The 24,116-nt window shown below is 68.7% G+C and carries 21 protein-coding genes and 1 riboswitch; of the genes, 8 read left to right on the top strand and 13 right to left on the bottom strand.

Going from position 1 to position 24,116, the window contains the following annotated elements:
* The first annotated feature begins 67 nt into the window (after positions 1-67).
* Positions 68-226 carry a hypothetical protein gene (locus tag ACQHII_RS16810; RefSeq protein ID WP_427920071.1) on the top strand — a complete coding sequence of 53 codons (159 nt, stop codon included), beginning with the start codon at positions 68-70 and terminating at the stop codon, positions 224-226.
* Here the strand turns inward: ACQHII_RS16810 and ACQHII_RS16805 are convergent.
* From ACQHII_RS16805 to ACQHII_RS16760, 10 genes are all read right to left on the bottom strand, one after another.
* Positions 201-668 carry a hypothetical protein gene (locus ACQHII_RS16805; RefSeq protein ID WP_427920070.1) on the bottom strand — a complete coding sequence of 156 codons (468 nt, stop codon included), beginning with the start codon at positions 666-668 and terminating at the stop codon, positions 201-203. The genes ACQHII_RS16810 and ACQHII_RS16805 overlap by 26 nt on opposite strands.
* 141 nt (positions 669-809) lie before the next feature.
* Entirely contained in the window at positions 810-2,894 is a 2,085-nt protein-coding gene (locus ACQHII_RS16800; RefSeq protein WP_427920069.1) for a putative Ig domain-containing protein, read from the bottom strand.
* Between the two features lie 293 nt (positions 2,895-3,187).
* On the bottom strand, positions 3,188-4,201 hold the full coding sequence (locus tag ACQHII_RS16795) for a ribonucleotide-diphosphate reductase subunit beta (protein ID WP_427920068.1): 1,014 nt from the start codon (positions 4,199-4,201) through the stop codon (positions 3,188-3,190).
* On the bottom strand, positions 4,201-6,627 hold the full coding sequence (locus ACQHII_RS16790; protein ID WP_427920067.1) for a ribonucleoside-diphosphate reductase subunit alpha: 2,427 nt from the start codon (positions 6,625-6,627) through the stop codon (positions 4,201-4,203). The genes ACQHII_RS16795 and ACQHII_RS16790 overlap by 1 nt, the downstream gene beginning before the upstream one ends.
* Before the next feature lie 123 nt (positions 6,628-6,750).
* Positions 6,751-6,874, bottom strand: a riboswitch (cobalamin riboswitch).
* Positions 6,875-6,926: 52 nt separating this feature from the next.
* Positions 6,927-7,433, bottom strand: a complete 507-nt coding sequence (locus tag ACQHII_RS16785; protein ID WP_427920066.1) for a GNAT family N-acetyltransferase — start codon at positions 7,431-7,433, stop codon at positions 6,927-6,929.
* A gap of 130 nt (positions 7,434-7,563) precedes the next feature.
* Positions 7,564-9,165: a monocarboxylate uptake permease MctP gene (mctP, locus tag ACQHII_RS16780; protein WP_427920065.1), complete on the bottom strand. Its 1,602-nt coding sequence runs from the start codon at positions 9,163-9,165 to the stop codon at positions 7,564-7,566.
* Positions 9,162-9,425 carry a DUF3311 domain-containing protein gene (locus tag ACQHII_RS16775; RefSeq protein ID WP_427920064.1) on the bottom strand — a complete coding sequence of 88 codons (264 nt, stop codon included), beginning with the start codon at positions 9,423-9,425 and terminating at the stop codon, positions 9,162-9,164. The genes mctP and ACQHII_RS16775 overlap by 4 nt, the downstream gene beginning before the upstream one ends.
* A 150-nt stretch (positions 9,426-9,575) precedes the next feature.
* The gene (locus ACQHII_RS16770; RefSeq protein ID WP_427920063.1) at positions 9,576-9,776 is read right to left on the bottom strand and encodes a YbdD/YjiX family protein; all 201 of its coding nucleotides are present in this window, start codon (positions 9,774-9,776) and stop codon (positions 9,576-9,578) included.
* Positions 9,748-11,892, bottom strand: coding sequence for a carbon starvation CstA family protein (locus ACQHII_RS16765; RefSeq protein WP_427920062.1), 2,145 nt, complete (start codon positions 11,890-11,892; stop codon positions 9,748-9,750). The genes ACQHII_RS16770 and ACQHII_RS16765 overlap by 29 nt, the downstream gene beginning before the upstream one ends.
* 101 nt (positions 11,893-11,993) lie before the next feature.
* On the bottom strand, positions 11,994-12,758 hold the full coding sequence (locus tag ACQHII_RS16760; protein WP_033282079.1) for a GntR family transcriptional regulator: 765 nt from the start codon (positions 12,756-12,758) through the stop codon (positions 11,994-11,996).
* A gap of 309 nt (positions 12,759-13,067) precedes the next feature.
* On the opposite strand from ACQHII_RS16760, the gene ACQHII_RS16755 reads away from it, so the two are divergent.
* The 4 genes from ACQHII_RS16755 to ACQHII_RS16740 all read left to right on the top strand — a co-directional run bounded on the left by ACQHII_RS16755 (position 13,068) and on the right by ACQHII_RS16740 (position 17,814).
* Entirely contained in the window at positions 13,068-14,354 is a 1,287-nt protein-coding gene (locus ACQHII_RS16755; RefSeq protein ID WP_427920061.1) for an extracellular solute-binding protein, read from the top strand.
* Positions 14,355-14,452: 98 nt separating this feature from the next.
* Positions 14,453-15,436, top strand: a complete 984-nt coding sequence (locus ACQHII_RS16750; protein WP_427920060.1) for a carbohydrate ABC transporter permease — start codon at positions 14,453-14,455, stop codon at positions 15,434-15,436.
* On the top strand, positions 15,433-16,296 hold the full coding sequence (locus tag ACQHII_RS16745) for a carbohydrate ABC transporter permease (RefSeq protein WP_427920059.1): 864 nt from the start codon (positions 15,433-15,435) through the stop codon (positions 16,294-16,296). Before ACQHII_RS16750 ends, ACQHII_RS16745 begins: the two co-directional genes overlap by 4 nt.
* A gap of 9 nt (positions 16,297-16,305) precedes the next feature.
* Positions 16,306-17,814 (top strand): glycoside hydrolase family 3 protein, encoded by a 1,509-nt coding sequence (locus ACQHII_RS16740; RefSeq protein WP_427920058.1) that lies wholly within the window; start codon positions 16,306-16,308, stop codon positions 17,812-17,814.
* A 117-nt stretch (positions 17,815-17,931) separates the two neighbouring features.
* On the opposite strand, the gene nagB is transcribed toward ACQHII_RS16740, so the two are convergent.
* Positions 17,932-18,717, bottom strand: coding sequence for a glucosamine-6-phosphate deaminase (gene nagB, locus ACQHII_RS16735; RefSeq protein WP_427920057.1), 786 nt, complete (start codon positions 18,715-18,717; stop codon positions 17,932-17,934).
* 180 nt (positions 18,718-18,897) lie between these two features.
* Here nagB and ACQHII_RS16730 point away from each other — a divergent pair, with 180 nt between their 5' ends.
* Positions 18,898-19,968 carry an SIS domain-containing protein gene (locus tag ACQHII_RS16730; protein ID WP_427920056.1) on the top strand — a complete coding sequence of 357 codons (1,071 nt, stop codon included), beginning with the start codon at positions 18,898-18,900 and terminating at the stop codon, positions 19,966-19,968.
* Between the two features lie 361 nt (positions 19,969-20,329).
* Positions 20,330-21,796 (top strand): sensor histidine kinase, encoded by a 1,467-nt coding sequence (locus ACQHII_RS16725; RefSeq protein WP_427925330.1) that lies wholly within the window; start codon positions 20,330-20,332, stop codon positions 21,794-21,796.
* 183 nt (positions 21,797-21,979) lie between these two features.
* Here the strand turns inward: ACQHII_RS16725 and ACQHII_RS16720 are convergent, their stop codons facing one another.
* Positions 21,980-22,237 carry a WhiB family transcriptional regulator gene (locus ACQHII_RS16720; RefSeq protein WP_006142322.1) on the bottom strand — a complete coding sequence of 86 codons (258 nt, stop codon included), beginning with the start codon at positions 22,235-22,237 and terminating at the stop codon, positions 21,980-21,982.
* A 319-nt stretch (positions 22,238-22,556) separates the two neighbouring features.
* The gene (locus ACQHII_RS16715; protein WP_427920055.1) at positions 22,557-23,525 is read right to left on the bottom strand and encodes a diacylglycerol/lipid kinase family protein; all 969 of its coding nucleotides are present in this window, start codon (positions 23,523-23,525) and stop codon (positions 22,557-22,559) included.
* Positions 23,526-23,641: 116 nt separating this feature from the next.
* Between ACQHII_RS16715 and ACQHII_RS16710 the strand changes: the two genes are divergently transcribed.
* Positions 23,642-24,106: a hypothetical protein gene (locus ACQHII_RS16710; RefSeq protein ID WP_427920054.1), complete on the top strand. Its 465-nt coding sequence runs from the start codon at positions 23,642-23,644 to the stop codon at positions 24,104-24,106.
* Positions 24,107-24,116 lie beyond the last annotated feature (10 nt).

The raw sequence follows: 24,116 nt of genomic DNA, 5'->3' as shown, positions 1-24,116 counted from the left end.
GTAAATCGAGGGTGTACGGCAGTACTGCCACTCACGGTAAGGAGCGTAACGCGGGACAGTGGTGTCTATGAACACAGCCATGGACAACCTCATCGCCCTGCTGACCGTCCTCGGCATCTTCGCCGCCGTGGCCTTCCCGTCGCTGCTCGGTATCGCGCACGAGCGGCGCATCGACCGTCAGATCCGGACCGCCCACCGGATCATGACGTCGTCACCACGACGGTGACCGACCACTCCTGAATGCCCTTGCAGGAGATCTTGTGCGGGGCGGTCGCACACAGCGGCCGGGACGACGTGAGCTTCACGGTCCCGGCCGAGACCGCCTTGAACGCGTTGCTCGCGTCGCCGGGCCGGATCAGGATCCCGCTGTTGGTGGCCTCCAGGCCGGTGCCGGCGGTCTTGACCTGCGCCCACGGCCGGGATTCCGTCCCGTCCAGCAGGATCCGGACCGTGCTGCCGGTCGTCAGGCAGAACGTGCCGTTGTCGTCGGTGGCGGCGAGGGTCTCCTTCGCCGTACAGGCCGCCTTGCTCCTGCTCGGTGTGGGGGACTGCGACGGGGCCGGCGACACGCTGCCGCTGCCGGTGTCGGACTTCGTGCCGCCGCAGCCCGTGAGGGCGAGTGCCAGGGTGGCGACGGTGAGGGACGGAGCGAGGATGGATCGGCGCATGGGGGGCCTCCTTGCCCCTTTGACGTGTCACGGACGCATCCGGATCCGCTGTGAGAAGTGAAGTATTCGTGGACATGACACTGGCGCGCATGACAGAGCCCCGGCCGCTGCGAGACGGCCGGGGCTCAGCTCATGAGGAGGTCAGCCGGTCGTCACGGCGGTGTCGTCGAGAACGAAGCTGGTCTGGAGCGAGGAGTCCTCGACCCCGCTGAACTTCAGGGTGACGGTGGTGCCGGCGAAGGCCGAGAGGCTGAAGGACTTCGCGACGTATCCGGTCGCCGCGTTGAGGTTGGAGTAGGTGGCCAGGGTGGTCGAACCGGCGGTGACCGTCAGCTTGTCGTAAGCGGTGCTGGTGGTGGTCTCCGCGGTGTCGACGTGCAGGTAGAAGGTGAACGTCGTGGCCGTGCAGCCGCTGGGGATCGTCACCGACTGGGACAGCGTGTCGGTGTGGGTCGAGCCGTAGCCGTCGAGCCAGGCCTTGTAGGAGCCGGTACGGGCGGCCTCACTGCTGGAGTTGGTGATGACGCCGCTGGTCGCGGTCCAGGTGGTGTTGCCCGACTCGAAGCCCGGGTTGCCGAGCAGCTGGGTCGAGGTGCAGGAGCCGCCGCCGGAGGTGCTGACCGTCCAGGTGAAGGAGGCCGAGCCGGAGGCGCCGGTGGAGTCGGTCGCGGTCACCGTCACGGCGTAGGTGCCGGCGGTGGACGCGGTGCCGGAGATCAGCCCGGTCGAGCTGCTGATCGACAGGCCGGTCGGCAGTCCGCTCGCGCTGTAGGTGAGGGTCGCGCCCGCGCTGTCGGAGGCCGAGATCTGGAGGCTGGCCGTGGAACCGGTCGCGGTGGACTGGCTGCCCGGGTTGGTGACGGTCACCGTGTTGCCGGTCGTGGTGCCGGCGGTGAAGGCGGCGGTGCCGTCCGGGGTGCCCCAGCCGGTCGGGCCGTCGTAGCCGGTGCCCGCGGTGCAGAAGTACGAGGTCGAGCAGGAGCCGTTGTTGCCGCTGGTGACGTCGTACAGGTTGCTGGTGTGGGAGTAGGGGTACTTCGCCGGGTAGTCGCTGGAGCCCGGGGTGCCGGCCAGCGCGTAGACGCCCGCGATGATCGGCGACGAGGCGCTGGTGCCGCCGTAGACCGCCCAGCCGGAGCCGCCGTAGGTGTCGTAGACGGCCACACCGGTGGCGGGGTCGGCGACGGCGGAGACGTCGGCCTCCATGCGCTTGGTGCAGCCGGTGTCGGTCTGCCAGCTCGGCTTGGAGTCGTAGGCCGAGCAGCCGGAGCCGGTGCCCTCGGTGGAGCTGGTCTTCCAGACGGACTCGGTCCAGCCGCGGGAGTTGGAGGAGGTGGACAGCGCCGTGCCGCCAACTGCCGTCACGTACTGGGAGGTTGCCGGGTACTCGGCGCCGTAGGCCTCGTCACCGGAGGAGACGGTGATCGCGACGCCCGGGTGCTTGAAGTACGAGGTGTCCTCGGAGGTCTGCGAGGAGGACTCGGAGCCGCCCCAGCTGTTGGAGACGAACTTCGCGCCCAGGGCGACGGCCTCGTTCTCGGCCGTGCCGAGGTCGGAGTCGGTGGCCGAACTGGCCTCCACCAGAATGATGTTGCAGTTCGGGCAGACCGCGCTGACCATGTCGATGTCGAGCGCTTCCTCGCCCGCCCAGCCGGTGTCGTTCGTCGGCAGGGAGGTGGTCGAGCCGGTCTGGCTGACCTGCTTGAAGCAGCCGCTGGCCACCGTGCAGGCGGACAGGCCGAAGTTGGAGCGGTAAGTGGCCAGGTCCGAGGCCGCGTTGGGGTCGTTGTACGCGTCGACGACGGCGACCGTCATGCCGGAACCGCCGGTCGACGGCAGCGCGTAGGCGCTGTGCAGGTTGGCCGGGCTGAGCCCGGAGACCGCGGCGGCGGCGTCCGGGTGCACGGCGGCGGCCAGTTGCTGCTTGATGTCGGTGCGCCGCTGGGCGAAACAGGCCGCGGAACCGGGGGCCGCGGTCGCGCACAGGTGCTCGGTCGGCACCTTCTGCCCGGCCTTGCCGGTGGAGTGGACGGCCTGCGCCGCCGGGGCGGTCAGGGCCTTGGAGTTCTGGGTGACCTTGGAGACCTGGGCGGACTGGGTGACGGCGTGGGGGACCGGCTGCGCGTCGGCGGGTGACGCGGCCACAAGGCCGAAGACGCTCAGGGTGAGAGCGGGTATGGCGGCGGTCAGTAGTCTTCGCAGGCTTCGTCTGGGCTTCTCACGCATGGGGGTACTGCCTCCGTCGAGTCGATTGGAGTGGGGTTCCTCGGCGTGGTGGCAGGCCTGTGACGCGCGTAGCGGCGGCGTTGAACGTCGTCATGGGCATGACACTTTGAGCGTTCTGAAGGGGACTCTGTGATGCCGTTGTGCATGGCATGGACAGGACGGGCAGAACCTAGCCGGGGCAGGGAGACCGGGAACAGATGCCCCTCAAGAACTTTGCCGCTCCATAGAAACTCCATGGACGGCCCATGGAAGCTCCATGGGCCGTCCGCGAAGTAAGCGATACATAAAGGGGGTTAGAAGTCCTCGTCGAGGTCGACCGTGCCCTCCACGGCGACCTGGTACGCCGACGGGCGGCGCTCGAAGAAGTTGGTCAGCTCCTGCACGCCCTGCAACTCCATGAAGGAGAAGGGGTTCTCGGAGCCGTAGACCGGGGCGAAGCCCAGTCGCTGGAGGCGCTGGTCGGCCACGCACTCCAGGTACTGGCGCATCGAGTCGGTGTTCATGCCCGGCAGACCCTCACCGCACAGATCGCGCCCGAACTGAAGCTCCGCCTCGACGGCCTCCTTCAGCATGTCCGTGACCTGCTGCTGGAGCTGGTCGTCGAACAGCTCCGGCTCCTCCTTGCGCACGGTGTCTACGACCTCGAACGCGAAGGACATGTGCATGGTCTCGTCGCGGAACACCCAGTTGGTGCCGGTGGCCAGACCGTGCAGGAGACCCCGGCTGCGGAACCAGTAGACGTACGCGAACGCGCCGTAGAAGAACAGGCCCTCGATGCACGCGGCGAAGCAGATCAGGTTGAGGAGGAAGCGGCGGCGGTCGGCCTGGGTCTGGAGGCTCTCCAGCTTCTCGACCTCGTTGATCCACTTGAAGCAGAACTCGGCCTTCTCGCGGATGGAGGGGATGTTCTCCACCGCGTCGAAGGCGGCGGCCCTGTCCTCCGGGTCGGGGAGGTAGGTGTCGAGGAGCGTCAGGTAGAACTGGACGTGCACCGCCTCCTCGAAGAGCTGACGGCTCAAGTAGAGCCGTGCCTCGGGGGAGTTGATGTGCTTGTACAGCGTCAGCACGAGGTTGTTCGCCACGATCGAGTCGCCCGTCGCGAAGAACGCGACCAGCCGGCCGATCATGTGCTGCTCGCCCGGCGACAGCTTCGCGAGGTCGGCGACGTCCGAGTGGAGGTCGACCTCCTCGACGGTCCAGGTGTTCTTGATCGCGTCCCGGTAGCGCTCGTAGAAGTCCGGGTAGCGCATGGGGCGGAGGGTCAACTCGAAGCCCGGGTCGAGAAGGTTCTTGGCTTCGGTGGTCATTACTGGCAGGCCTCGCAGGACTCGGGGTTTTCCAGGGAGCAGGCGACCGCGTCTTCGTCGGGCGTCAACTGCTGTACGGGGACGGTGGGTTGGGTTTGGGCCTGGGCCGCGCGGGCGATGCGGGTCGCCGGGCGCGAGCGCAGGTAGTACGTCGTCTTCAGGCCCTGCTTCCAGGCGTACGCGTACATCGAGGAGAGCTTGCCGATCGTCGGCGTCTCCAGGAACAGGTTCAGGGACTGGGACTGGTCCAGGAACGGGGTGCGGGCGGCGGCCATGTCGATCAGGCCGCGCTGCGGGATCTCCCAGGCCGTGCGGTACAGGGCGCGGACGTCCGCCGGGATCCAACTGAACGCCTGCACCGAGCCGTTGGCGTCGCGCAGCGCCTCCCGGGTGCGGGCGTCCCACACGCCGAGCTGCTTCAGCTCGTTCACCAGGTACGAGTTGACCTGGAGGAACTCGCCGGACAGCGTCTCGCGCTTGAAGAGGTTGGAGACCTGCGGCTCGATGCACTCGTACACGCCCGCGATGGACGCGATGGTGGCGGTGGGCGCGATGGCCAGCAACAGGCTGTTGCGCATGCCGACTTGGGCGATACGTTCCCGCAGCGCGGACCAGCGCTCGGGCCAGGTCAGCTCCACGCCGTAGTGGTCGGGGTGCAGGACACCGCGGGCGGTACGGGTCTTCTCCCAGGCCGGCAGCGGGCCGTTGCGCTCGGCGAGGTCGGCGGAGGCCTCGTACGCGGCGAGCATGATGCGCTCGGCGATCCGGGTCGAAAGGGCCTGCGCCTGGGGGGAGTCGAAGGGGACGCGGAGTTTGAAGAAGACGTCCTGGAGACCCATCGCGCCCAGACCGACCGGACGCCAGCGGGCGTTGGAGCGGCCCGCCTGCTCGGTCGGGTAGAAGTTGATGTCCACGACCCGGTCGAGGAAGGTGACGGCGGTGCGGACGGTCTCGTCCAGCCGCTCCCAGTCCAGCTCACCATCGGTGACGAACGCGCCCAGGTTCACCGAACCGAGGTTGCAGACCGCCGTCTCGCCGTCGTCCGTGACCTCCAGGATCTCCGTGCAGAGGTTCGAGGAGTGGACGGTGTGACCCGGCTCGGCCGTCTGGTTGGCGGTGCGGTTGGCCGCGTCCTTGAAGGTCATCCAGCCGTTGCCGGTCTGCGCGAGGGTGCGCATCATGCGGCCGTAGAGGTCACGGGCCGGGATGGTCTTCTTCGCGAGGCCCTGCTCCTCCGCCTTGCGGTAGGCCGCGTCGAACTCGTCGCCCCAGAGGTCGACCAGCTCGGGCACGTCGGCCGGCGAGAACAGCGACCAGGTGCCGTCCTCGTTCACCCGGCGCATGAACTCGTCCGGGATCCAGTGCGCCAGGTTCAGATTGTGCGTACGGCGGGCGTCCTCACCGGTGTTGTCCCGCAGCTCCAGGAACTCCTCGATGTCGGAGTGCCAGGTCTCCAGGTACACGGCGGCGGCACCCTTGCGCCGGCCGCCCTGGTTCACCGCGGCGACCGAGGCGTCCAGCGTCTTCAGGAACGGCACGATGCCGTTGGAGTGCCCGTTCGTGCCCCGGATCAGCGAACCGCGGCTGCGGATACGGGAGTACGAAAGACCGATGCCACCGGCGTGCTTCGAGAGGCGGGCGACCTGGTGGTAGCGGTCGTAGATGGAGTCCAGCTCGTCCAGCGGGGAGTCGAGGAGGTAGCAGGACGACATCTGGGGGTGCCGGGTGCCGGAGTTGAAGAGGGTGGGGGAGGAGGGGAGGTAGTCGAGGCGGCTCATCAGGCGGTAGAGCGCGGTGACTTCGTCCAGGGCGCGGGTGCTGTCGTCCTCCGCCAGGCCGGACGCCACGCGCAGCATGAAGTGCTGGGGCGTCTCGATGACCTTGCGGGTGATCGGGTGCCGGAGGAGGTAGCGGCTGTGCAGGGTGCGGAGCCCGAAGTAGCCGAAACGGTCGTCGGCACCCTCATCGAAGGAGGCGGCGATCAGCGCGTCGAGGCGGGCCGCGTGCAGCGTCACGAACTCGGCGGTGCGGTCCGCGATCAGGCCCTCGCGGTGGCCCACGGCGACGGACTCGGTGAACGTCGTGACGCCCTGGGACGCGGCCTCGGCGGCGATGCTGATCGTCAGCAGGCGCGCGGCGAGCCGCGAGTAGACCGGGTCCTCGGAGATGAGGCCGGCGGCGGCCTCCGTGGCCAGTTCGCGCAGTTCCGTCTCGTCCGCGTGCGCGGACCGGCCACGGAGCGTGGCGGCGGCGACCCGGCCGGGGTCGGCGTCGGGAAGGTCGGCGGTCAGCTCGGTCAGGGTCCGCAGGATCGCGGCGCCGGGACCGTCGGCACCGGGAACGGCGGTTCCCGGCAGGTCGGTTCCGGTCGCGATCGCCTCGTTCGCCTGGGTCGCTGATGCCGGCTCTGCTGGCGCGATGGTCACGGTGGGGCTCTCCCTCGCTCGGCACGGGGCCTTGCGGAGGGCAGGCGGCAGCTCACGAGCGCACGGGGCGTCGCGTCCACCGGCCCACTCCACGAGGCCCGGACGTCATGCGCCCTGGCCGGTTGGCCGGGCGCGCCGTCGGCAGGTCCTCGGACTGACCAGGCGTGCACATGCACGCAAGTACACCGTTGCGGGACAGTTCCGGATTCACACCGGATTCCCCTGCGGCGACAGCGAGCATGAGCATACATCTTGTGCCGGGCTGTCGTGGCACCCCCAGATGTTGTGTCGCGGCTGTTTCAGAGTGTCAACTCATAGGTGAGGAGAGTGATGTCGTCGAGCTCCGGCAGGGGTTTCCAGTCGCGCTCCGGGGCGCGGGTGAAGCCGACGCGTTCGTAGATGCGGTGGGCGGCGTGCATGGTGCGCTGGGTCGACAGGACGACCGCTGTGCAGCCCGCGGTGGCCCGGGCGCGGTCCACGCAGGCGCGGACCAGGGACTCGCCGGCGCCCTTGCCGCGGGCCTCGCGGGCGACCGCCAGCATGCGGATCTCGGCCTCGCCTTGTTGCGCGATGTCGGCCATGGGGCCGCCGGACGGGACGAAGGTCACTCCGCCGAGGAGGTGGCCGTTCTCGACGGCTACGAGGACGTCGGCTGCGGCGGCTCGTTTTGCCACGGCTCTCAACTCGCCGAGGTATGCGTCGCTTTCGCCGAAGTCGAGGAGGCCGTCCTGGAGGTAGGCCTGGGCTGTGATTTCGCCCAGGGGTTCGTATTCGGTGGGGTCTGCTGGGCGGATGAGGATGTTCATGGGGGTGAGTCTGTATGACAACGGGCCGCCGTCTTACTTGCTGTCGGCGGCCCGCTGCGGGTTCGTTGTGGCTGGTCGCGCCCACGCGGCGGAGCCGCACATTGATACAGCCCCGCGCCCCTAAGGAATTTCAGTGACCGGCGATGACGGGGAGCTCCTCCTTCACTCCCGGGTCGCCCGCGTCCGCCGTGTAGTCCGCCGGGCTTGTCTCGTCCACGCCCTCCGGGGCCTTCGCCGCCTTCAGGATGAACGTCAGGACCACTGTCACCGCCACATTCAGCACGAACGCCGTCAGGCCGATGTACCCGATCTCGCCGATTCCCGGGATCTCCTTGGACGAGCCGCCGAAGTGATTCTGGGTCGGCGAAGCCACGCCGTAGGCCGCGAGCGTGCCGTAGAGCATGCCCACCGCCCAGCCGGCCAGGAGGGCCCAGCGGTGGAACCAGCGGGTGAAGAGGCCGCCCACCAGGGACGGGAAGGTCTGGAGGATCCAGATGCCGCCCAGGAGCTGGAAGTTGATGGCGACCGTCTTGTCCATCGTCAGGACGAAGGCCAGGGCGCCGACCTTCACCAGCAGCGAGACCAGCTTGGAGACCTTGGTCTCCTGGGCGGGGGTCGCGGCCGGGTTGATGAAGTCCTTGTAGATGTTGCGAGTGAAGAGGTTGGCCGCCGCGATGGACATGATGGCCGCGGGCACGAGCGCGCCGATGCCGATCGCCGCGAAGGCCACGCCCGCGAACCAGTCGGGGAACATGTTCTCGAAGAGCTGCGGGATGGCCAGTTGGCCGTTGGTGACCTTGACGCCCGCCGCGATCGCCATGAAGCCGAGCAGGGCGAGCAGCCCCAGCATCAGTGAATACAGGGGCAGGATCGTGGTGTTGCGGCGGATCACGTTGCGGCTCTTGGAGGAGAGCGTCGCCGTGATCGAGTGGGGGTACATGAACAGGGCCAGCGCCGAGCCCAACGCCAGGGTGGCGTACGTCCATTGGCCCGCCGGGGCGGGGACCAGACCGCCCGCTCCCGCCGCCTTGAACTTGGCGCCCGCCGCGCTGAAGATGTCGTGGAAGCCGCCGAGCTTGATCGGTATGTAGATGATCGCCACCGTGATGACGATGTAGATCAGGCCGTCCTTGACGAACGCGATCAGCGCGGGCGCGCGCAGGCCGGACGAGTAGGTGTACGCGGCCAGCACGGCGAACGCGATCAGCAGCGGCAGGTCCTTCACGAACCAGTTGGAGTTGGCGCTGCCGCCGACGCCCATGACGTCCAACACGGCCTGGATGCCGACCAGTTGGAGCGCGATGTACGGCATCGTCGCGAGGATGCCGGTGACCGCCACCGCCAGCGAGAGGCTCTTGGAGCCGAAACGGCCGCGCACGAAGTCGGACGTCGTCACGTAGCCGTGCTTGTGCGACACCGACCAGAGGCGGGGCAGGAACGTGAAGATCAGCGGGTACACCAGGATCGTGTACGGCACCGCGAAGAAGCCGGCCGCGCCCGCCGCGTAGACCGCCGCGGGGACGGCGACGAACGTGTACGCGGTGTAGAGGTCGCCGCCCAGCAGGAACCAGGTGACCCAGGTGCCGAACGACCGTCCGCCCAGGCCCCATTCGTCGAGGCTGTGCTCGTTGTCGGCCCGGCGCCAGCGCGCGGCCAGGAAGCCCAGGACCGTGACGGCCAGGAAGAAGAAGATGAAGACGCCGAGGGCGACGCCGTTCACGCCGTCGTTCACCGGGTGCCTCCGTGACGGGTGCGCTGGTCGCGCTGCCAGAGCTTGTAGGCGGTCATGGTCAGCGCCGTCGAGACCAGCACCCAGAGCATCTGGTACCAGTAGAAGAACGGGATGCCGATGAACGCGGGGTCCGTCTTGGCGTAGGAGCCGACCCAGAGCAGCGCCACGAAGGGGGCGAACAGGCAGACGGCGATGACCACGCGGACCGGTGTCACCACCGGCGCCGCCACTTCGGGCGGAACTTCAGGCACATCTGACATTTCGCGACTCCGTCCCCTCACTGATCGCCTGTGTAACGCGCAGGCAATGTAGGTCACGGCATCACGCGAGCGAAAGACCCCGTCCGCATATCGTCATGTCGATTTAGTGAAAGCCTGACATCGGTGTCAAAAGCAGGGGTCCGGCATGGGTCAGCAGCAGCGGAAACCCTGGCGTGGATCGGCCTCCTGACGGTCTGTCCGCATGCGTTCGAAGTCGCGTCGGTTCGGGACCTCCGCGTCCGGGTGGTCCCGGCGTACGTGTGCGACATACCGGTCGTAGGCCGTTTCGTCGGTCAACTCCCGGACGTACCAGAGCACTCCGCTAGTCGCCCGCCTGAGCGCCGACCACATCGCGAGACCTCGCCTCCTCCTTCTCCTCCCGGGTCGGGATCAGCCCGGCCGGTGCCACGATCTTCGACTCGACGTACGGCGTCTCGCTCAGCGTGGAGAGCGCCGGGCGGCGGATATGCCGAACGCAGATCCGAAGGGCGTCCGCGATCACGACCACGACCAGCACCGCGAGAATGGCCGAAAGCACTCCGTCCACCGTGGAGTTGGTGACGACGGTGTGCATGTCGTCCATGTTCTTGGCGGGCGGCAGGACCTTGCCCGCGTCGATCGCGTCCTGGAACACCGACCGTTGCTTGAAGAAGCCGACCTTGGGGTCGCTGGAGAACACCTTCTGCCAGCTCGCGGTCAGCGTGACCGTCGCGTCCCAGGCGAGTGGAATCCCGGTGATCCAGGCCCACTTGAGGCGGCCGGACTTCACCAGGAGGGTGGTGCAGACGGCCAGCGCCACGGCCGCGAGCAGCTGGTTGGAGATGCCGAAGATCGGGAAGAGCTGGTTGATCCCGCCGAGGGGTTCGTGGACGCCGACCCAGAGGAAGTAGCCCCAGAGCGCGCAGACCAGGGCACTCGTCAGCGCCAGGCCCGGCTTCCAACTCACGTTCTTGAAGGGCCGGTAGAGGTTCCCCAGCATGTCCTGGAGCATGAACCGGCCCACCCGCGTGCCCGCGTCCAGCGCGGTCAGGATGAACAGCGCCTCGAACATGATCGCGAAGTGGTACCAGAAGGCGCGCAGACTCCCGCCGGTGACCTTGGCGAAGATCTCCGAGACACCGACCGCGAGGGTGGGCGCACCGCCGGTGCGGGACAGGAGGCTGGCCTCGTCGACGTTCTTCGCGGCCTGCGCGAGGTCGGCGGGGGAGATGTGATAGCCCCAACCGGTCACCACCTGCGAGGCGTTCTGCACGGTCGTGCCGATCGCGCCCGCCGGTGCGTTCATGGCGAAGTACAGGCCGGGGTCGATGATGCTCGCGGCGACCAGCGCCATGATCGCGACCGACGACTCCATCAGCATGGAGCCGTAGCCGATCATCCGGATCTGCGTCTCCTTCTGGATCATCTTCGGGGTCGTACCGCTCGATATGAGCGAGTGGAAGCCGGACAGGGCCCCGCAGGCGATCGTGATGAAGACGAAGGGGAAGAGGGAACCGGCGAAGACCGGGCCGTTGCCGTGCTTCGCGAAGTCCGTGACGGCGGGCATCTTCAGGTCGGGCAGGGCGACGACGACGCCGATGGCCAGCAGGGCGATGGTGCCGATCTTCATGAAGGTGGAGAGGTAGTCGCGCGGGGCGAGCAGGGTCCAGACGGGGAGGATCGAGGCGATGAAGCCGTACGCCACCAGCCAGATGACCAGCGTCGAGGGCGCGAGCGTGAAGGTGCCGGCCCAGGACGACTCGGCGACCCAGCGGCCCGCGACCAGGGCGAGCAGCAGCAGGGCCACGCCGATCAGCGACACCTCGGAGACGCGGCCGGGGCGGAGTACCCGTAGATAGAAGCCCATCAGCAGGGCGATCGGGATGGTCATGCCGATGGAGAAGGTGCCCCAGGGGGAGGAGGCCAGCGCGTTCACGACGACCAGGGCCAGCACGCCGAGCAGAATGATCATGATGGCGAAGGTGGCGAGCAGGGCCGCCGCGCCGCCGAACGGGCCGATCTCCTCGCGGGCCATCTGGCCAAGTGACCTGCCGTCGCGGCGAGTTGAGAAGAACAGCACCACCATGTCCTGGACCGCGCCCGCGAAGATGACGCCGACGATGATCCAGATCGTGCCGGGCAGATAGCCCATCTGCGCGGCCAGCACGGGTCCGACGAGCGGTCCGGCGCCGGCGATCGCGGCGAAGTGGTGGCCCAGCAGGACGCGGCGGTCGGTGGGGTGGTAGTCGATGCCGTTGTCGAGGCGTTCGGCCGGGGTGGCCCGGGTCGCGTCGACCTTCAGGACCTTGTACGCGATGAACCTGGCGTAGAAGCGGTAGGCGATGGCGTACGAGCCGAGGGCGGCGGCCACCATCCAGGCGGCCGACACGTTCTCGCCCCGCGCCAGCGCGAGGACGGACCAGCCCGCCGCGGCGACGAGCGCGACGAGGGTCCAGACGACGATGGTTCGGACGTTCGCGGTACGCACCGGGGAGTCCTCCCGTCCATGCGGCGACGGGAGGAACGTAGAGCAACCCGGGTAACTCCGTAAGTCCCCTAGTCCTGTGGGCGCTTGAGTCGCGCCACGAACTAGTCCTGCGGGCGTTTGAGGCGGGCCACGAACTTGTACCGGTCCCCTCGGTACACCGACCGCACCCACTCCACCGGCTTGCCCTCCTTGTCGAGGGAGTGGCGGGAGAGCATCAGCATCGGGAGGCCGACGTCGGTGCTGAGCAGGCCGGCCTCGCGCGGGGTGGCCAGCGAGGTCTCGATGGTCTCCTCGGCCTCGGCGAGATGGACGTCGTAGACCTCGGCCAACGCCGTGTAAAGGGACGTGTACTTGACCAGGGACCTGCGCAGCGCGGGGAAGCGCTTCGCGCTGAGGTGGGTGGTCTCGATGGCCATCGGCTCGGCGTTGGCCATGCGGAGGCGCTCGATGCGCAGGACCCGGCCGCCGGCGGTGATGTCGAGCAGGTCGGCGAGGGTGTCGTCGGCGGTGATGTAGCCGATGTCCAGGAGCTGCGAGGTGGGTTCGAGGCCCTGCGCTCTCATGTCCTCGGTGTACGAGGTGAGTTGGAGCGCCTGCGAGACCTTGGGCTTGGCGACGAACGTGCCCTTGCCCTGGATGCGCTCCAGGCGGCCCTCGACGACCAGTTCCTGAAGGGCCTGGCGGACGGTGGTGCGCGAGGTGTCGAACTCGGCGGCCAGGGTGCGCTCGGGCGGGACGGGTGTGCCGGGCGGCAACGTCTCCGTCATGTCCAGCAGATGTTTCTTCAGGCGGTAGTACTTGGGCACACGCGCGGTGCGGACGGTAGCCCCACCCTCGTTCTCCGCACTGCTGACGTCGGTGCTCATGCTCCGCCTTTCCGGCTCCGGACAAGGGTCACTTCGTGATCCCTTCTGTATACCGTCGCCGCTGCTTTTGGTCTAGTCCACAAGGCCAAGTGGTCTAGTGGAGGAGAGTACTCCGGCATGGTTGTTTTCGCTGCCTTCTTACTTAAAGGTTCCTGCATATGTAGGTCCCATAACGGCTGGTCAGGGCCGTTTCGGGAACCCTTGACAGGCCCTGTGGTCTGGTCCAAGCTCCCGGTACTGGTCTACACCATTGGTTCAGGTCCCGGCCCTTGGGCGGGAGGTGTGGCAGGCATCCCTGAGGAGGGTGGCGTGAAGCGCAAGCTGATAGCCGCGATCGGTATCGCGGGCATGATGGTCTCCATCGCGGCGTGCGGGGGCAACGACGACAAGGGCTCTTCGAACAGCGGCGCCGACGCCAAGGAGCTGACCGTCTGGCTCACCGTCGACGCGCAGAACAACTGGCCCGGACTGGTGAAGGCGGCCGACGCGGCCGTGCAGAAGGCGCACCCCGGCGTCAAGATCAAGCACGAGTACTACGGCTGGCCGGACAAGAACACCAAGCTCGACGCGGTCCTCGCCACCGACAAGGCCCCCGACGTGGTCGAGATGGGCAACACCGAGATGCTGAGCTACATGGTCAAGGGCGCCTTCGCGCCCCTCGACGCCTCGAAGTTCACCAACTCCTCCCAATGGCTCGACGGCCTCAAGGCCTCGGTCACCTACGACGGCAAGACCTACGGCGTCCCGTACTACGCCGGTGGCCGCGTCGGCAACTGGCGTTCGGACATCGCCGCTTCGGTCGGCATCAAGGCGCCCCCGAAGACGTACACCGAGCTGACCGCCGACCTGGACAAGATCCAGAAGAAGGAAGGCGACAAGTTCAGCGCCTGGTACCAGCCCACCCGTGACTGGTACGCGGCCATGTCCTTCGTCTACGACGCCGGCGGCTCCATCGCCGCGGAGTCCGGCGGCCAGTGGAAGGGCAACCTCTCCTCGCCGGAGTCCATCAAGGGCCTCACCGAGTTCAAGAACGTCATCGACAAGTACATGCACGGTGACAAGACCAAGGACGAGTCCGACCGCTACATCGTCTACGGCCAGGGCAAGTCGGCCATGATCTTCGGTGCCGCCTGGGAGGGCGCGAGCGCGGCCGACCCGAAGGCCGACAAGACCGGCGGCAAGCTGAAGACCAGCCTCGTCAACTTCGTGATGCCCGGCCCGTCCGGCAAGAACATGCCCGTGTTCCTGGGCGGTTCGGACCTGGCCGTCCCGGTCAAGTCCAAGGCACAGGCGCTCGCCGCCGAGTGGATCAACGCCTTCACCGGCCCCTCCGGCCAGAAGGGCCTGATGGCCAAGGGCAACCTGCCCAACAACAAGACCGACCTCGCGACCCTGAAGAACGACCCCGCGACGGCGGTCCCGGCCACCGCGGCCGAGTCCAACTGGTTCGTCCCGATGGCACCGGGCTGGGGCCAGGTCGAGAAGGCCCAGGTCCTGCAGACCATGCTGCAGAACATCGGCACCGGCAAGCAGTCGGTCGAGGACGCCGCGAAGGCCGCGGACACCGCGATCGACAAGGTCATCAACACCAAGTGACCTGAGGGTGGGGCCCTGTTGGACACCTCGGTGTTCTCGGGGCAGGGCCCCGCCTCACGTACGGCCGTACGACCTGAGGGACCGCTGAGGAGCGCGCGATGAGTGCCGACACGACCACCCCTGCCAAGGTGCCGCCGCCGCGGCAGGCGCCCCCACCGCGCGCCCCGGGCGCACCTCGCGGAAAGCGCACGGCGAGAGGCACCGGGATCCCCTGGCTGCTGCTCGCCCCCTGTCTGTCCATCCTCGCCCTGGTCATGGGCTATCCGCTGGTGCGCCTGGTCACGCTGTCCTTCCAGTCCTTCGGACAGTCCCAGCTGTGGGGTTTCAAGCCCGCCGAGTGGATCGGCTTCGACAACTTCTCCGGGGTCCTCGGCGACGGCGAGTTCTGGGGCGTCGTCGTCCGCACGATCGTCTTCGCGGCCGGCTCGGTCATCTTCACGATGGTCGCCGGCATGGCCCTGGCCCTGCTCCAGCAGCGGGTCTCCGGCTGGATGAAGACCCTCATCAACATTGTCCTGGTGGCCAGTTGGGGCATGCCGGTCATCGTCGCGACCACCGTCTTCAAGTGGCTCTTCGACACCGACTACGGCGTCTTCAACGCCCTGCTCAGCAAGCTCCCCGGCGTCGACATGGTCGGCCACAACTGGTTCGCCAGCGGACCGCAGGGCCTCCTCGTCATCATGCTGCTCGTGGTCTGGGGCGCGGTGCCCTTCGTGGTGATCACCCTCAGCGCCGGACTCACCCAGGTCCCGCAGGAGTTGGAGGAGGCCGCCCGCCTCGACGGCGCCGGCGCCTGGGGCGTCTTCCGGTACGTCACCCTGCCCATCCTCAAGCCGATCATCGTGATGCTCACGACCCTCTCGGTGATCTGGGACATGGGCGTCTTCCCCCAGGTGTTCGTGATGCGCGGCGGCCATCCCGAGGCCGACTTCCAGCTCCTGAGCACCTACTCGTACGACCGTGCCTTCGTCGTCAACGACTACGGACAGGGTTCCGCGATAGCCCTGGTCACGGTGGTGCTGCTGCTCGGTGTCGTCGCCGTCTACATGCGTCAGATGCTTCAGATCGGAGAGGTCGAATGAGCGCGCTCACGACCGACGCGCCCCGCAGGCCGACCGGCGGGCGCAAGAAGTCCAAGCTCGGCTGGAACCTCGTCGGCCTCCTCGTCTTCCTCGTCGTCGGCTTCCCGCTCTACTGGATGGTCGACACGGCCTTCAAGCCGGCCAAGGACGCCATCGACCCGGACCCGAGCCTGCTGCCCACCGGCATCACGCTCGACAACTTCCGCCGGGCGCTGGCCATTGCGGACTTCTGGGGCCCGGTCGGCCGCAGCCTCATCGTGTCCCTGTCGGTCGTGGTGATCGGCATCGTCGTGGGCCTGCTGGCCGCGCTCGCCATCTCCCGCTTCGCCTTCCGCGGCCGCAAGATCGTGATCGTCGGCATCCTCGCGGTCCAGATGGTCCCGCTGGTCTCGATGATCATCCCGGTCTTCCTGCTGCTGAACGACCTCGACCAGTACGACAAGCTCTCCGGCCTGGTCATCACGTACCTGACCTTCATCCTCCCGTTCACGGTGTGGACCCTGCGCGGCTTCATCGTCAACATCCCGAAGGAACTGGAGGAGGCGGCCATGGTCGACGGCTGCTCCCGCACCGGCGCCTTCATCCGCGTGGTCTTCCCACTGCTGGCCCCCGGCATGGTCGCCACCTCGGTCTACGGCTTCATCCAGGCCTGGAACGAGTACCTGTACGCCCTGATGCTGCTCAGCCAGGAGCACCAGACGGCGACCGTCTGGCTCGGCAACTTCACCACCAAGCACGGCACCGAATACGCCCCGATGATGGCCGGCGCCACGATGATGGCCGTGCCGATCGTCGTCCTCTTCCTCCTCGTCCAGCGCAAGATGGCCGCGGGTCTGACCGCCGGCGCTGTGAAGGGATAACGCCAACCGATGACGACATTCGCCAGCGGTACAGACACTCTGACGCGCGACGCCCTCACCGTCCTGCAACCGGGCTTCCCCGGCACCACGGCCCCCGACTGGCTGCTGCGGCGCCTCGGCGAAGGCCTTGCCTCGGTGGGCCTGTTCGGCCGCAACATCGCGTCCGCCGAGCAACTGTCCTCCCTGACCGCCCAGTTGAGGGCCGAACGGGACGACGTGCTGGTCGCGATCGACGAGGAGGGCGGAGACGTCACGCGCCTGGAGGTGCGCACGGGTTCCTCCTTCCCCGGCAATCACGCGCTCGGCGCGGTGGACGACGTCGACGTGACGAGGGAGGTGGCGTACGAACTGGGCCGCCGCCTCGCCGCCTGCGGTGTGAACCTCAACTGGGCCCCGTCCGCCGACGTCAACTCCAACCCCTCCAACCCGGTCATCGGCGTCCGCTCCTTCGGCGCCGACCCGGAGTTGGTCGCCCGCCACACCGCCGCCTACGTCACCGGCCTCCAGGCCGCGGGCGTCGCCGCCTGCACGAAGCACTTCCCCGGCCACGGCGACACCGCCGTCGACTCCCACCACGCGCTGCCGCGCATCGACGCGGAGTCGGCGGTCCTGGAGCGGCGCGAACTCCTTCCGTTCCGCGCGGCCATCGCCGCCGGGACCCGCGCGGTGATGAGCGCCCACATCCTGGTCCCGACCCTGGACCCGGACCACCCGGCCACCCTCTCCCCGCACATCCTGACCGGCCTCCTGCGCGGCCGGCTCGGCTACGACGGCCTCATCGTCACCGACGGCATGGAGATGCAGGCCATCGCCGCCACCTACGGCATCGAGCGCGGCAGCGTCCTCGCGATCGCCGCCGGCGCCGACGCGATCTGCGTGGGCGGCGGCCTCGCGGACGACGAGACGATACGACGCCTGCGGGACGCGCTGGTGAGCGCGGTCCGCGCGGGCGAACTCCCGGAGGAACGCCTGGCCGAAGCGGCGGAACGGGTACGGGGGTTGGCCCGGTGGGCGGCCACGGCATCGGCCTCCGCCTCAGCTGAAGGCGTCGCTCCCGCGCCGGACGTGACGCGCGTCGACATCGGTCTCGTCGCCGCCCGCCGCGCCCTCACGGTCACCGGCGCCGAAGCCTTCACCCCCCTCACCGAACCGCCGTACGTCGCCCTCCTCGCCCCCGTCGCCAACATCGCCGTCGGCGACGAGACGCCCTGGGGCGTGGGCGCGGAGCTGACCAGGACGCTGCCCGGCACGGAGACGGGGAGCTTCGCCGGGGAGGCCGCGGGGGACGCGGTGCTGGAGGCGGCGGGGGCGCGGCGGATCGTGGTCGTGGTGCGGGACGAGCACCGGCATCCGTGGATGGCCGCCGCCCTCGACACCGTGCTGGCCGCCCGGCCCGACACCGTCGTGGTCGAGATGGGCATACCGCAGGCCGCCCCCCGGGGCGCCCTCCACATCGCCACCCACGGCGCGGCCCGAGTCTGCGGCCGGGCCGCGGCGGAGGTCGTCGCCGGGGCGTGACCGCGAGCCGGGGGAGCGACCCCGACCCGGGGGAACACCTCCGAATACACCGGTGCCGGGCTCTCCACGAGGGAGCCCGGCACCGGCATGTACGTGTGCGGAAGCGGAAGCCGCGCCTCAGATCCCCTGCCAGTCGGGCTTGTTGACGAACGTGTGCCGGAAGTAGTCCGCGAGCTTCAGCTTGGACGCGGCGCCCTCGTCCACCACGACCGTCGCATGCCGGTGCAGCTGGAGCGCTGAGGCAGGGCACACCGCGGCGACCGGCCCCTCCACCGTCGCGGCGACCGCGTCCGCCTTGCCCTCACCGGTCGCCAGCAGCACCAGGTGCCGCGCTTCCAGGATGGTGCCGATGCCCTGTGTGATGACGTGGTGCGGGACCTGCTCGATGTCGCCGTCGAAGAAGCGCGCGTTGTCCACCCGTGTCTGCTCGGTCAGCGTCTTGATCCGGGTCCGCGAGGCGAGCGACGAGCACGGCTCGTTGAACCCGATGTGCCCGTCGGTCCCGATCCCCAGTATCTGGAGGTCCACCCCGCCGGCCTCGCCCAGCGCCCGGTCGTAGGCCTCGCACGCCGCCTGTACGTCCTCGGCGGTCCCGTCCGGTCCGAGGAACGCGTCCATCCCGATCCCGAGCGGCTCCAGGACCTCACGGCGCAGCACCGAGCGGTACGACTCCGGGTGCTCGGCGGGCAGTCCCACGTATTCGTCGAGCTGGGCGATGCGCGCCCGTGAGGTGTCCACGGCGCCGGCGCGGACCCTGGCCGCCAGCGCTTCGTAGACGGGCAGGGGCGTCGAGCCGGTGGCCACGCCCAGCAGGGCCTCCGGCCTGCGCCGGAGCAGCTGTGCCATGGCCTCGGCGATGAGTTCGCCGCCCGACCTGGCGTCCGGAACGATGACAACTTCCACGCGGGGCCTGCCGTTCTGAAGAGAACCATGTGGTTTAGACCAATCGTGTCCAATCTAACAGAATCGGTACCGCCCTCCCAGAGTGATCCACGTCCCACCACCCCGCACGGGCGCCGCCGTGGAAGAAGGGGTGAAATGGACACCGCACCGCCGCCACGACCCACCTCCGGAGGATCCCGCATGACCGCCACGCCCCCGGCCCCCGACAGCGAACTCCCCGGCCGGATCATGGCCCGCGAGATGGCCGAACAGCCCGATGTCCTGCGCCGCATCCTGGAGGAGGGCGCCCCGCGCATCCGGCAGGTGGCCCAGGACGTGGCCGCCCGCAAGCCCCGTTTCGTGCTGCTCACCGCCCGCGGCACCTCCGACAACGCCGCCCTGTACGCCAAGTACCTCCTGGAGATCCGCCTCGGCCTGCCCTGCGGACTCACCTCGATGTCGACCACCACGGCCTACGGGGCCCGCCCCGATCTGACCGACGTCCTCGTCGTCACCGTCAGTCAGTCCGGCGGCTCCCCGGACCTGGTCGCCTCGACCCGTGCCGCCCGCGAGGCGGGCGCGATCACCGTCGCGGTGACCAACAACCCGGACTCGCCGCTGGCCGCCGTCTCCGAGTACCACATCGACATCATGGCGGGACCGGAGAAGGCGCTCCCCGCGACCAAGACGTATACGGCCTCCCTGCTCGCGCTCCACCTCTTCGTCGAGGGACTTCGCGGCGGCGACGGGGCCGCGGCCAAGGCGCTGCCCGACCTCGCGGAGCAGCTGCTCGCCCGGCAGGACGAGGTCCGTGCCCTCGCCTCCCGCTACCGCTTCGCCGAGCGCATGGTCATCACCTCCCGCGGCTACGGCTATCCCACCGCCAAGGAGGCCGCCCTCAAGCTGATGGAGACCAGCTACATCCCGGCTCTCGCCTACTCGGGCGCCGACCTCCTGCACGGCCCCCTCGCGATGGTCGACAACGTCTCGCCGGTCATCGCGGTCGTGACGGACGGCAAGGGCGGCGCCGCCCTCCAGCCCGTGCTCGACCGGCTGCGCGGCCGGGGCGCGGACCTGGTCGTCATCGGCCCGGCCGGCCAGGTCGAACAGGCCTCGGCCGGCTTCGTCCTGCCCGTCGAGGGCGTCCCCGAGGAACTCCAGCCGATCCTGGAGATCCTCCCGCTCCAGCTCCTCGCCTACGAGGTCACCATCGCCCGCGGCCAGGACCCGGACGCGCCCCGCGCCCTGGCCAAGGTGACGGAGACCCGCTGAACCGGTACCCCATGTATCGGCCATGGAAATTCCCATGACCAACCAGTCCCGAACAGGACCCGACACCGTTAGGCTTCCCACAGCCTTCAAAGCATGGACAGGCCATGTGGTCTAGTCCACAATGTGTTAAGGCGCAAGCCTCCGTCTTCCCCGCACAGGAAGACGGATCGAGGAACCGAGGCTCTCTGCCCTGACTGCCCCGGGTCCTCATCCATCGGCCGATCGGGACCGCACACCCCGTGGCCGTTGCTGCTCCGGGCTGCGGTGCCGAGAGGGCTGAGGGTCCCTCTCAGGCGCCGCGGCCCGCGGGTGTTTTTAGGACAGGTACAGACCGGCGGGTACGCTCGCAGACGTGCCCTCCATGAACGAACTCGTACGCCAGCACACCGCACTCGACGACTCCGACCTCGAGTGGCTGCACCTGCTGGTCTCGGAGTGGCAACTGCTCTCCGACCTCTCCTTCGCCGACCTGGTCCTGTGGGTCCCCACGCGCGACGGCACCCGCTATGTCTCCGTCGCCCAGATGCGCCCGAACACCGGCCCCACCTCTTACCAGGACGACATGGTCGGCCACCTCGTCCCGCGCGGCCGCCGCCCCATGCTGGACGCCGCCCTGGACGAGGGCCGGATCGTGCGCGAGGGCGACCCGGAGTGGCGCGAAGAGGTCCCCGTCCGCGTCGAGTCGATTCCGGTACGACGGGACGGACGCGTCCTGGGGGTCATCGCGCGCAACACCAACCTGCTCACCGTGCGCACCCCGAGCCGCCTCGAACTCACCTACCTCCAGAGCGCGTCGGACCTCGCGCAGATGATCGCCGCCGGTTCCTTCCCGTTCCCGAACCAGCAGGTCGACATGGACGCCTCGCCGCGCGTCGGCGACGGACTGATCCGGCTCGACGGCGACGGCATCGTGCAGTACGCCTCGCCCAACGCCCTCTCCGCGTACCACCGGATGGGCCTCGCAACCGACCTCGTCGGCCAGCACCTGGGCGTCACCACCGCCGAACTCGCCCCGACCCGGGGCCCGGTGGACGAGGCGCTCGCCAAGGTGGCCAGCGGGTGGGCGCCGCGCGAGTTCGAGATCGAGGCGCGGGACGGGGTGATCCAGTTCCGGGCGATCCCGCTCAAGCCCAAGGGCACCCGCATCGGTTCGCTGGTGCTGCTCCGGGACGTCACCGAACTGCGGCGCCGCGAGCGGGAGTTGATCACCAAGGACGCGACCATCCGGGAGATCCACCACCGGGTGAAGAACAACCTCCAGACCGTCGCCGCCCTGTTGCGCCTCCAGGCCCGCCGGATCGAGTCCGAGCGCGGCCGGGAGGCCCTGGAGGAGGCCGTACGCCGGGTCGGCTCCATCGCGATCGTGCACGAGACGCTGTCCCAGAACCTGGACGAGCGCGTGGAGTTCGACGAGATCGCCGACCGGGTGCTCGCGATGGTCGCCGAGATCTCCCCGGGCAAGGTCACCGGCCGGCGCAGCGGCCGCTTCGGGATACTGGACGCCGAGGTCGCGACCCCGCTCTCGATGGTTCTCACCGAGATCCTTCAGAACGCCCTGGAGCACGGCTTCCGCGAGGGCGAGACCGGCACGGTCGAGGTGTCGGCGGTGCGCGGCGGCACCTCGAAGGACGCCCGCCTCCTGGTCACCGTGCAGGACGACGGCGTGGGACTCCCCGAGGGATTCGACCCGCACCGCTCGGGCAACCTGGGCCTCCAGATCGTACGGACCCTGGTGGAGGGCGAGTTGGGCGGCACGTTCGACATGGTGCCGGGGCCGGAGCGGGGGACCCGGGTGATCCTGGACGTGCCGGTGCAGGCGCACAAGTGACCTACGGGGACGGGGTGTTCGGAAACGGCTTCGGAGACAGCAAAGAGCCCCGGATCATCAACTGATCCGGGGCTGTTCGCTCGTTGCTATGCGCATCGGGGGTACTGCGCGCTGCGGCTCGGGGGCGGGAGATGCGTACTCGCTGTACGCGCCGCCAAGCTCAGGCTGTTAGCAGGGTGGACGTCAGGCGGAGGCCTGACGAGCACGGTTGCGAGCGGCGCGGCGCTTCATGGCGCGGCGCTCGTCCTCGCTGAGACCACCCCAGACGCCGGAGTCCTGGCCGGACTCGAGCGCCCACTGCAGACACTGATCCATAACGGGGCAGCGACGGCAGACGGCCTTGGCTTCCTCGATCTGCAGCAGCGCAGGACCGGTGTTGCCGATGGGGAAGAAGAGCTCGGGGTCTTCCTCGCGGCAAACGGCGTTGTGACGCCAGTCCATGGCTGCTACCTCTCCTTGGTATTACGTGCGGGTTGCTTGTGAATGTGAACGCTTTCACGAATCCCTCAACAAGTGAAGGGCCGAACGCCAGGTTCACTGGCGGGGTCCTGTGGATTGAAGAGGGGTTCCGGTGATCCGTGGAGGCCGGTGTTGCGGGCCGTCTCGATCGCCACGTAGAGACTCGCAAACCTCAGCGGCGGATACAACCCCTTCTGGAAAGTTTTTTTTGATTCCTCGGTGTCGACTAGGTCACAGCCGTACTTCCATGGGGTGGATCCTGGTCTAAACGTTCGAGTGAAAGGACTTCAGCCCTTTCTGCTCACACAATCACACGCAGTGCCCGGCGTACGCCTGTGAACGTCACGCTCGTACGCAGTCCGAGGTGGTCGCCGTCCATCTGGAGGGGCAGAGGGACCTTCGAATGCAAGGTGAACTCGCTCAGGTCGTGCAGAGCCGCAGCGTGCTTGCCGTGAGGCCCACGCTCGGGGGACGAAGTGAGCAACTGGGTGCCATACCGGGCAACCGCGGCGCTGGACAGCCGGCTGAGACCGAGTACGTCGAGGCCTTTATCGAACGACGCCTTAGGTGACGTGTACATCGGGCGATTGCCGAGATACGTCCAGGGCTTGGTGTTCGAGACTATGGCCACCACGAGATCGGTGACCGGGTCCTCGCCGGGCTGCTCCAGGGTGATCGTCCCGTGCCTGCGGTGCTGCTCGCCGAGAAACTGCCGGACCACCTGGCGCACGTAGAGCGCGTGCGTGGATTTCTTGCCCTGTTCCCGCTGCTGTTCGACCCGCCCGACGACTCCCGCGTCGAACCCGAGCCCGGCGTTGAAGGTGAACCAGCGCGACGGCACCGCCTCGTCCTCGGTGCCGGGCGTGCCGGAGGCCAGCCCCAGGCCGACCGTGCGCTCGCTGCCCTCGCGCAGGGCGTCGAGGATGGCGCCGGTGGCCTCCACGGCGTCGTTGGGCAGCCCCAGGGCGCGCGCGAAGACGTTGGTGGAGCCGCCGGGGACCACGGCGAGGCCGGGCAGGCGCTCCGGGTCGGGGCCGGTGTGCAGCAGGCCGTTGACGACCTCGTTGACGGTGCCGTCGCCGCCGAGGGCCACCACCAGGTCGACGTTCCCGCTCTCCGCGGCCTGCCGGGCGAGGTCGCGCGCGTGGCCTCTGTACTCCGTGGTGACGGCCTCCAGCTTCATCTCGCTGGCGAGCGCGTGGAGCAGGACGTCGCGCGTACGTGCGCTTGTGGTGGTTGCCGCCGGATTGACCACGAGAAGTGCACGCATGAGTTGCAGCGTACCTACTGGGGGGTACTGGTCCCATACCGAGGTAGGGGTTCGGTAAGAGGAGACGGCGTGAGCCTGGACACCTGGGGCCGTTTTCCGAGGGCTACCCTTCTGGGGTGAGCGCTGAGCAGACCCCCGCCCCGGAGACGGCGACCGACGGCCCCGACGGACCCCGTCCGCGCCGGCTGACCTACGCGGCGGTCCTCGTCGGGCTCGAAGGGCTCGCGCTGGCCGTCGGCGGTGTCTGGATGCTCGTCCTGGGGCTCACCGGCGACCCGGACGACCGGCAGCAGGCGGTGACCGGAGGCGTGACCCTGGTGGTGCTCGCGCTGCTGCCGCTGCTCGCCGCGCGCGGACTGCTCGGCCGGCGCGGCTGGAGCCGGGGTCCCGCCGTGATCACGCAGATCATGGCGCTGCCCGTGGCCTACAACCTGCTCCAGGCCGACAGCGTGGCCATCCCGGCCGGCATCGCGCTCGCGGTGGTCGCGGTCGCCTCCCTGGTGCTGCTGATCAACCCGGCAACGACACAGGCCCTCGGAATCCGAGGGCCCGGCCGCCGTACCGAAGAGCCGAAGGGCTAGCCTCCGGCCC

Origin of the sequence: Streptomyces sp. cg40, assembly GCF_050320165.1 — a bacterium.
Lineage (GTDB): Bacteria > Actinomycetota > Actinomycetes > Streptomycetales > Streptomycetaceae > Streptomyces > Streptomyces hokutonensis.
The sequence above is the reverse complement of the archived record's forward strand: the minus strand, read 5'-3'. Positions and strand labels throughout refer to the sequence as shown.

Coding starts and splice junctions, on each gene's coding strand:
- ACQHII_RS16810 (WP_427920071.1), top strand. CDS start 68: ATGAACACAGCCATGGACAACCTCATCGCCCTGCTGACCGTCCTCGGC.
- ACQHII_RS16805 (WP_427920070.1), bottom strand. CDS start 668: ATGCGCCGATCCATCCTCGCTCCGTCCCTCACCGTCGCCACCCTGGCA.
- ACQHII_RS16800 (WP_427920069.1), bottom strand. CDS start 2,894: ATGCGTGAGAAGCCCAGACGAAGCCTGCGAAGACTACTGACCGCCGCC.
- ACQHII_RS16795 (WP_427920068.1), bottom strand. CDS start 4,201: ATGACCACCGAAGCCAAGAACCTTCTCGACCCGGGCTTCGAGTTGACC.
- ACQHII_RS16785 (WP_427920066.1), bottom strand. CDS start 7,433: ATGAACATCCTCATCCGCCCAGCAGACCCCACCGAATACGAACCCCTG.
- ACQHII_RS16775 (WP_427920064.1), bottom strand. CDS start 9,425: ATGTCAGATGTGCCTGAAGTTCCGCCCGAAGTGGCGGCGCCGGTGGTG.
- ACQHII_RS16770 (WP_427920063.1), bottom strand. CDS start 9,776: ATGTGGTCGGCGCTCAGGCGGGCGACTAGCGGAGTGCTCTGGTACGTC.
- ACQHII_RS16760 (WP_033282079.1), bottom strand. CDS start 12,758: ATGAGCACCGACGTCAGCAGTGCGGAGAACGAGGGTGGGGCTACCGTC.
- ACQHII_RS16750 (WP_427920060.1), top strand. CDS start 14,453: ATGAGTGCCGACACGACCACCCCTGCCAAGGTGCCGCCGCCGCGGCAG.
- ACQHII_RS16745 (WP_427920059.1), top strand. CDS start 15,433: ATGAGCGCGCTCACGACCGACGCGCCCCGCAGGCCGACCGGCGGGCGC.
- ACQHII_RS16740 (WP_427920058.1), top strand. CDS start 16,306: ATGACGACATTCGCCAGCGGTACAGACACTCTGACGCGCGACGCCCTC.
- ACQHII_RS16730 (WP_427920056.1), top strand. CDS start 18,898: ATGACCGCCACGCCCCCGGCCCCCGACAGCGAACTCCCCGGCCGGATC.
- ACQHII_RS16725 (WP_427925330.1), top strand. CDS start 20,330: ATGAACGAACTCGTACGCCAGCACACCGCACTCGACGACTCCGACCTC.
- ACQHII_RS16720 (WP_006142322.1), bottom strand. CDS start 22,237: ATGGACTGGCGTCACAACGCCGTTTGCCGCGAGGAAGACCCCGAGCTC.
- ACQHII_RS16715 (WP_427920055.1), bottom strand. CDS start 23,525: ATGCGTGCACTTCTCGTGGTCAATCCGGCGGCAACCACCACAAGCGCA.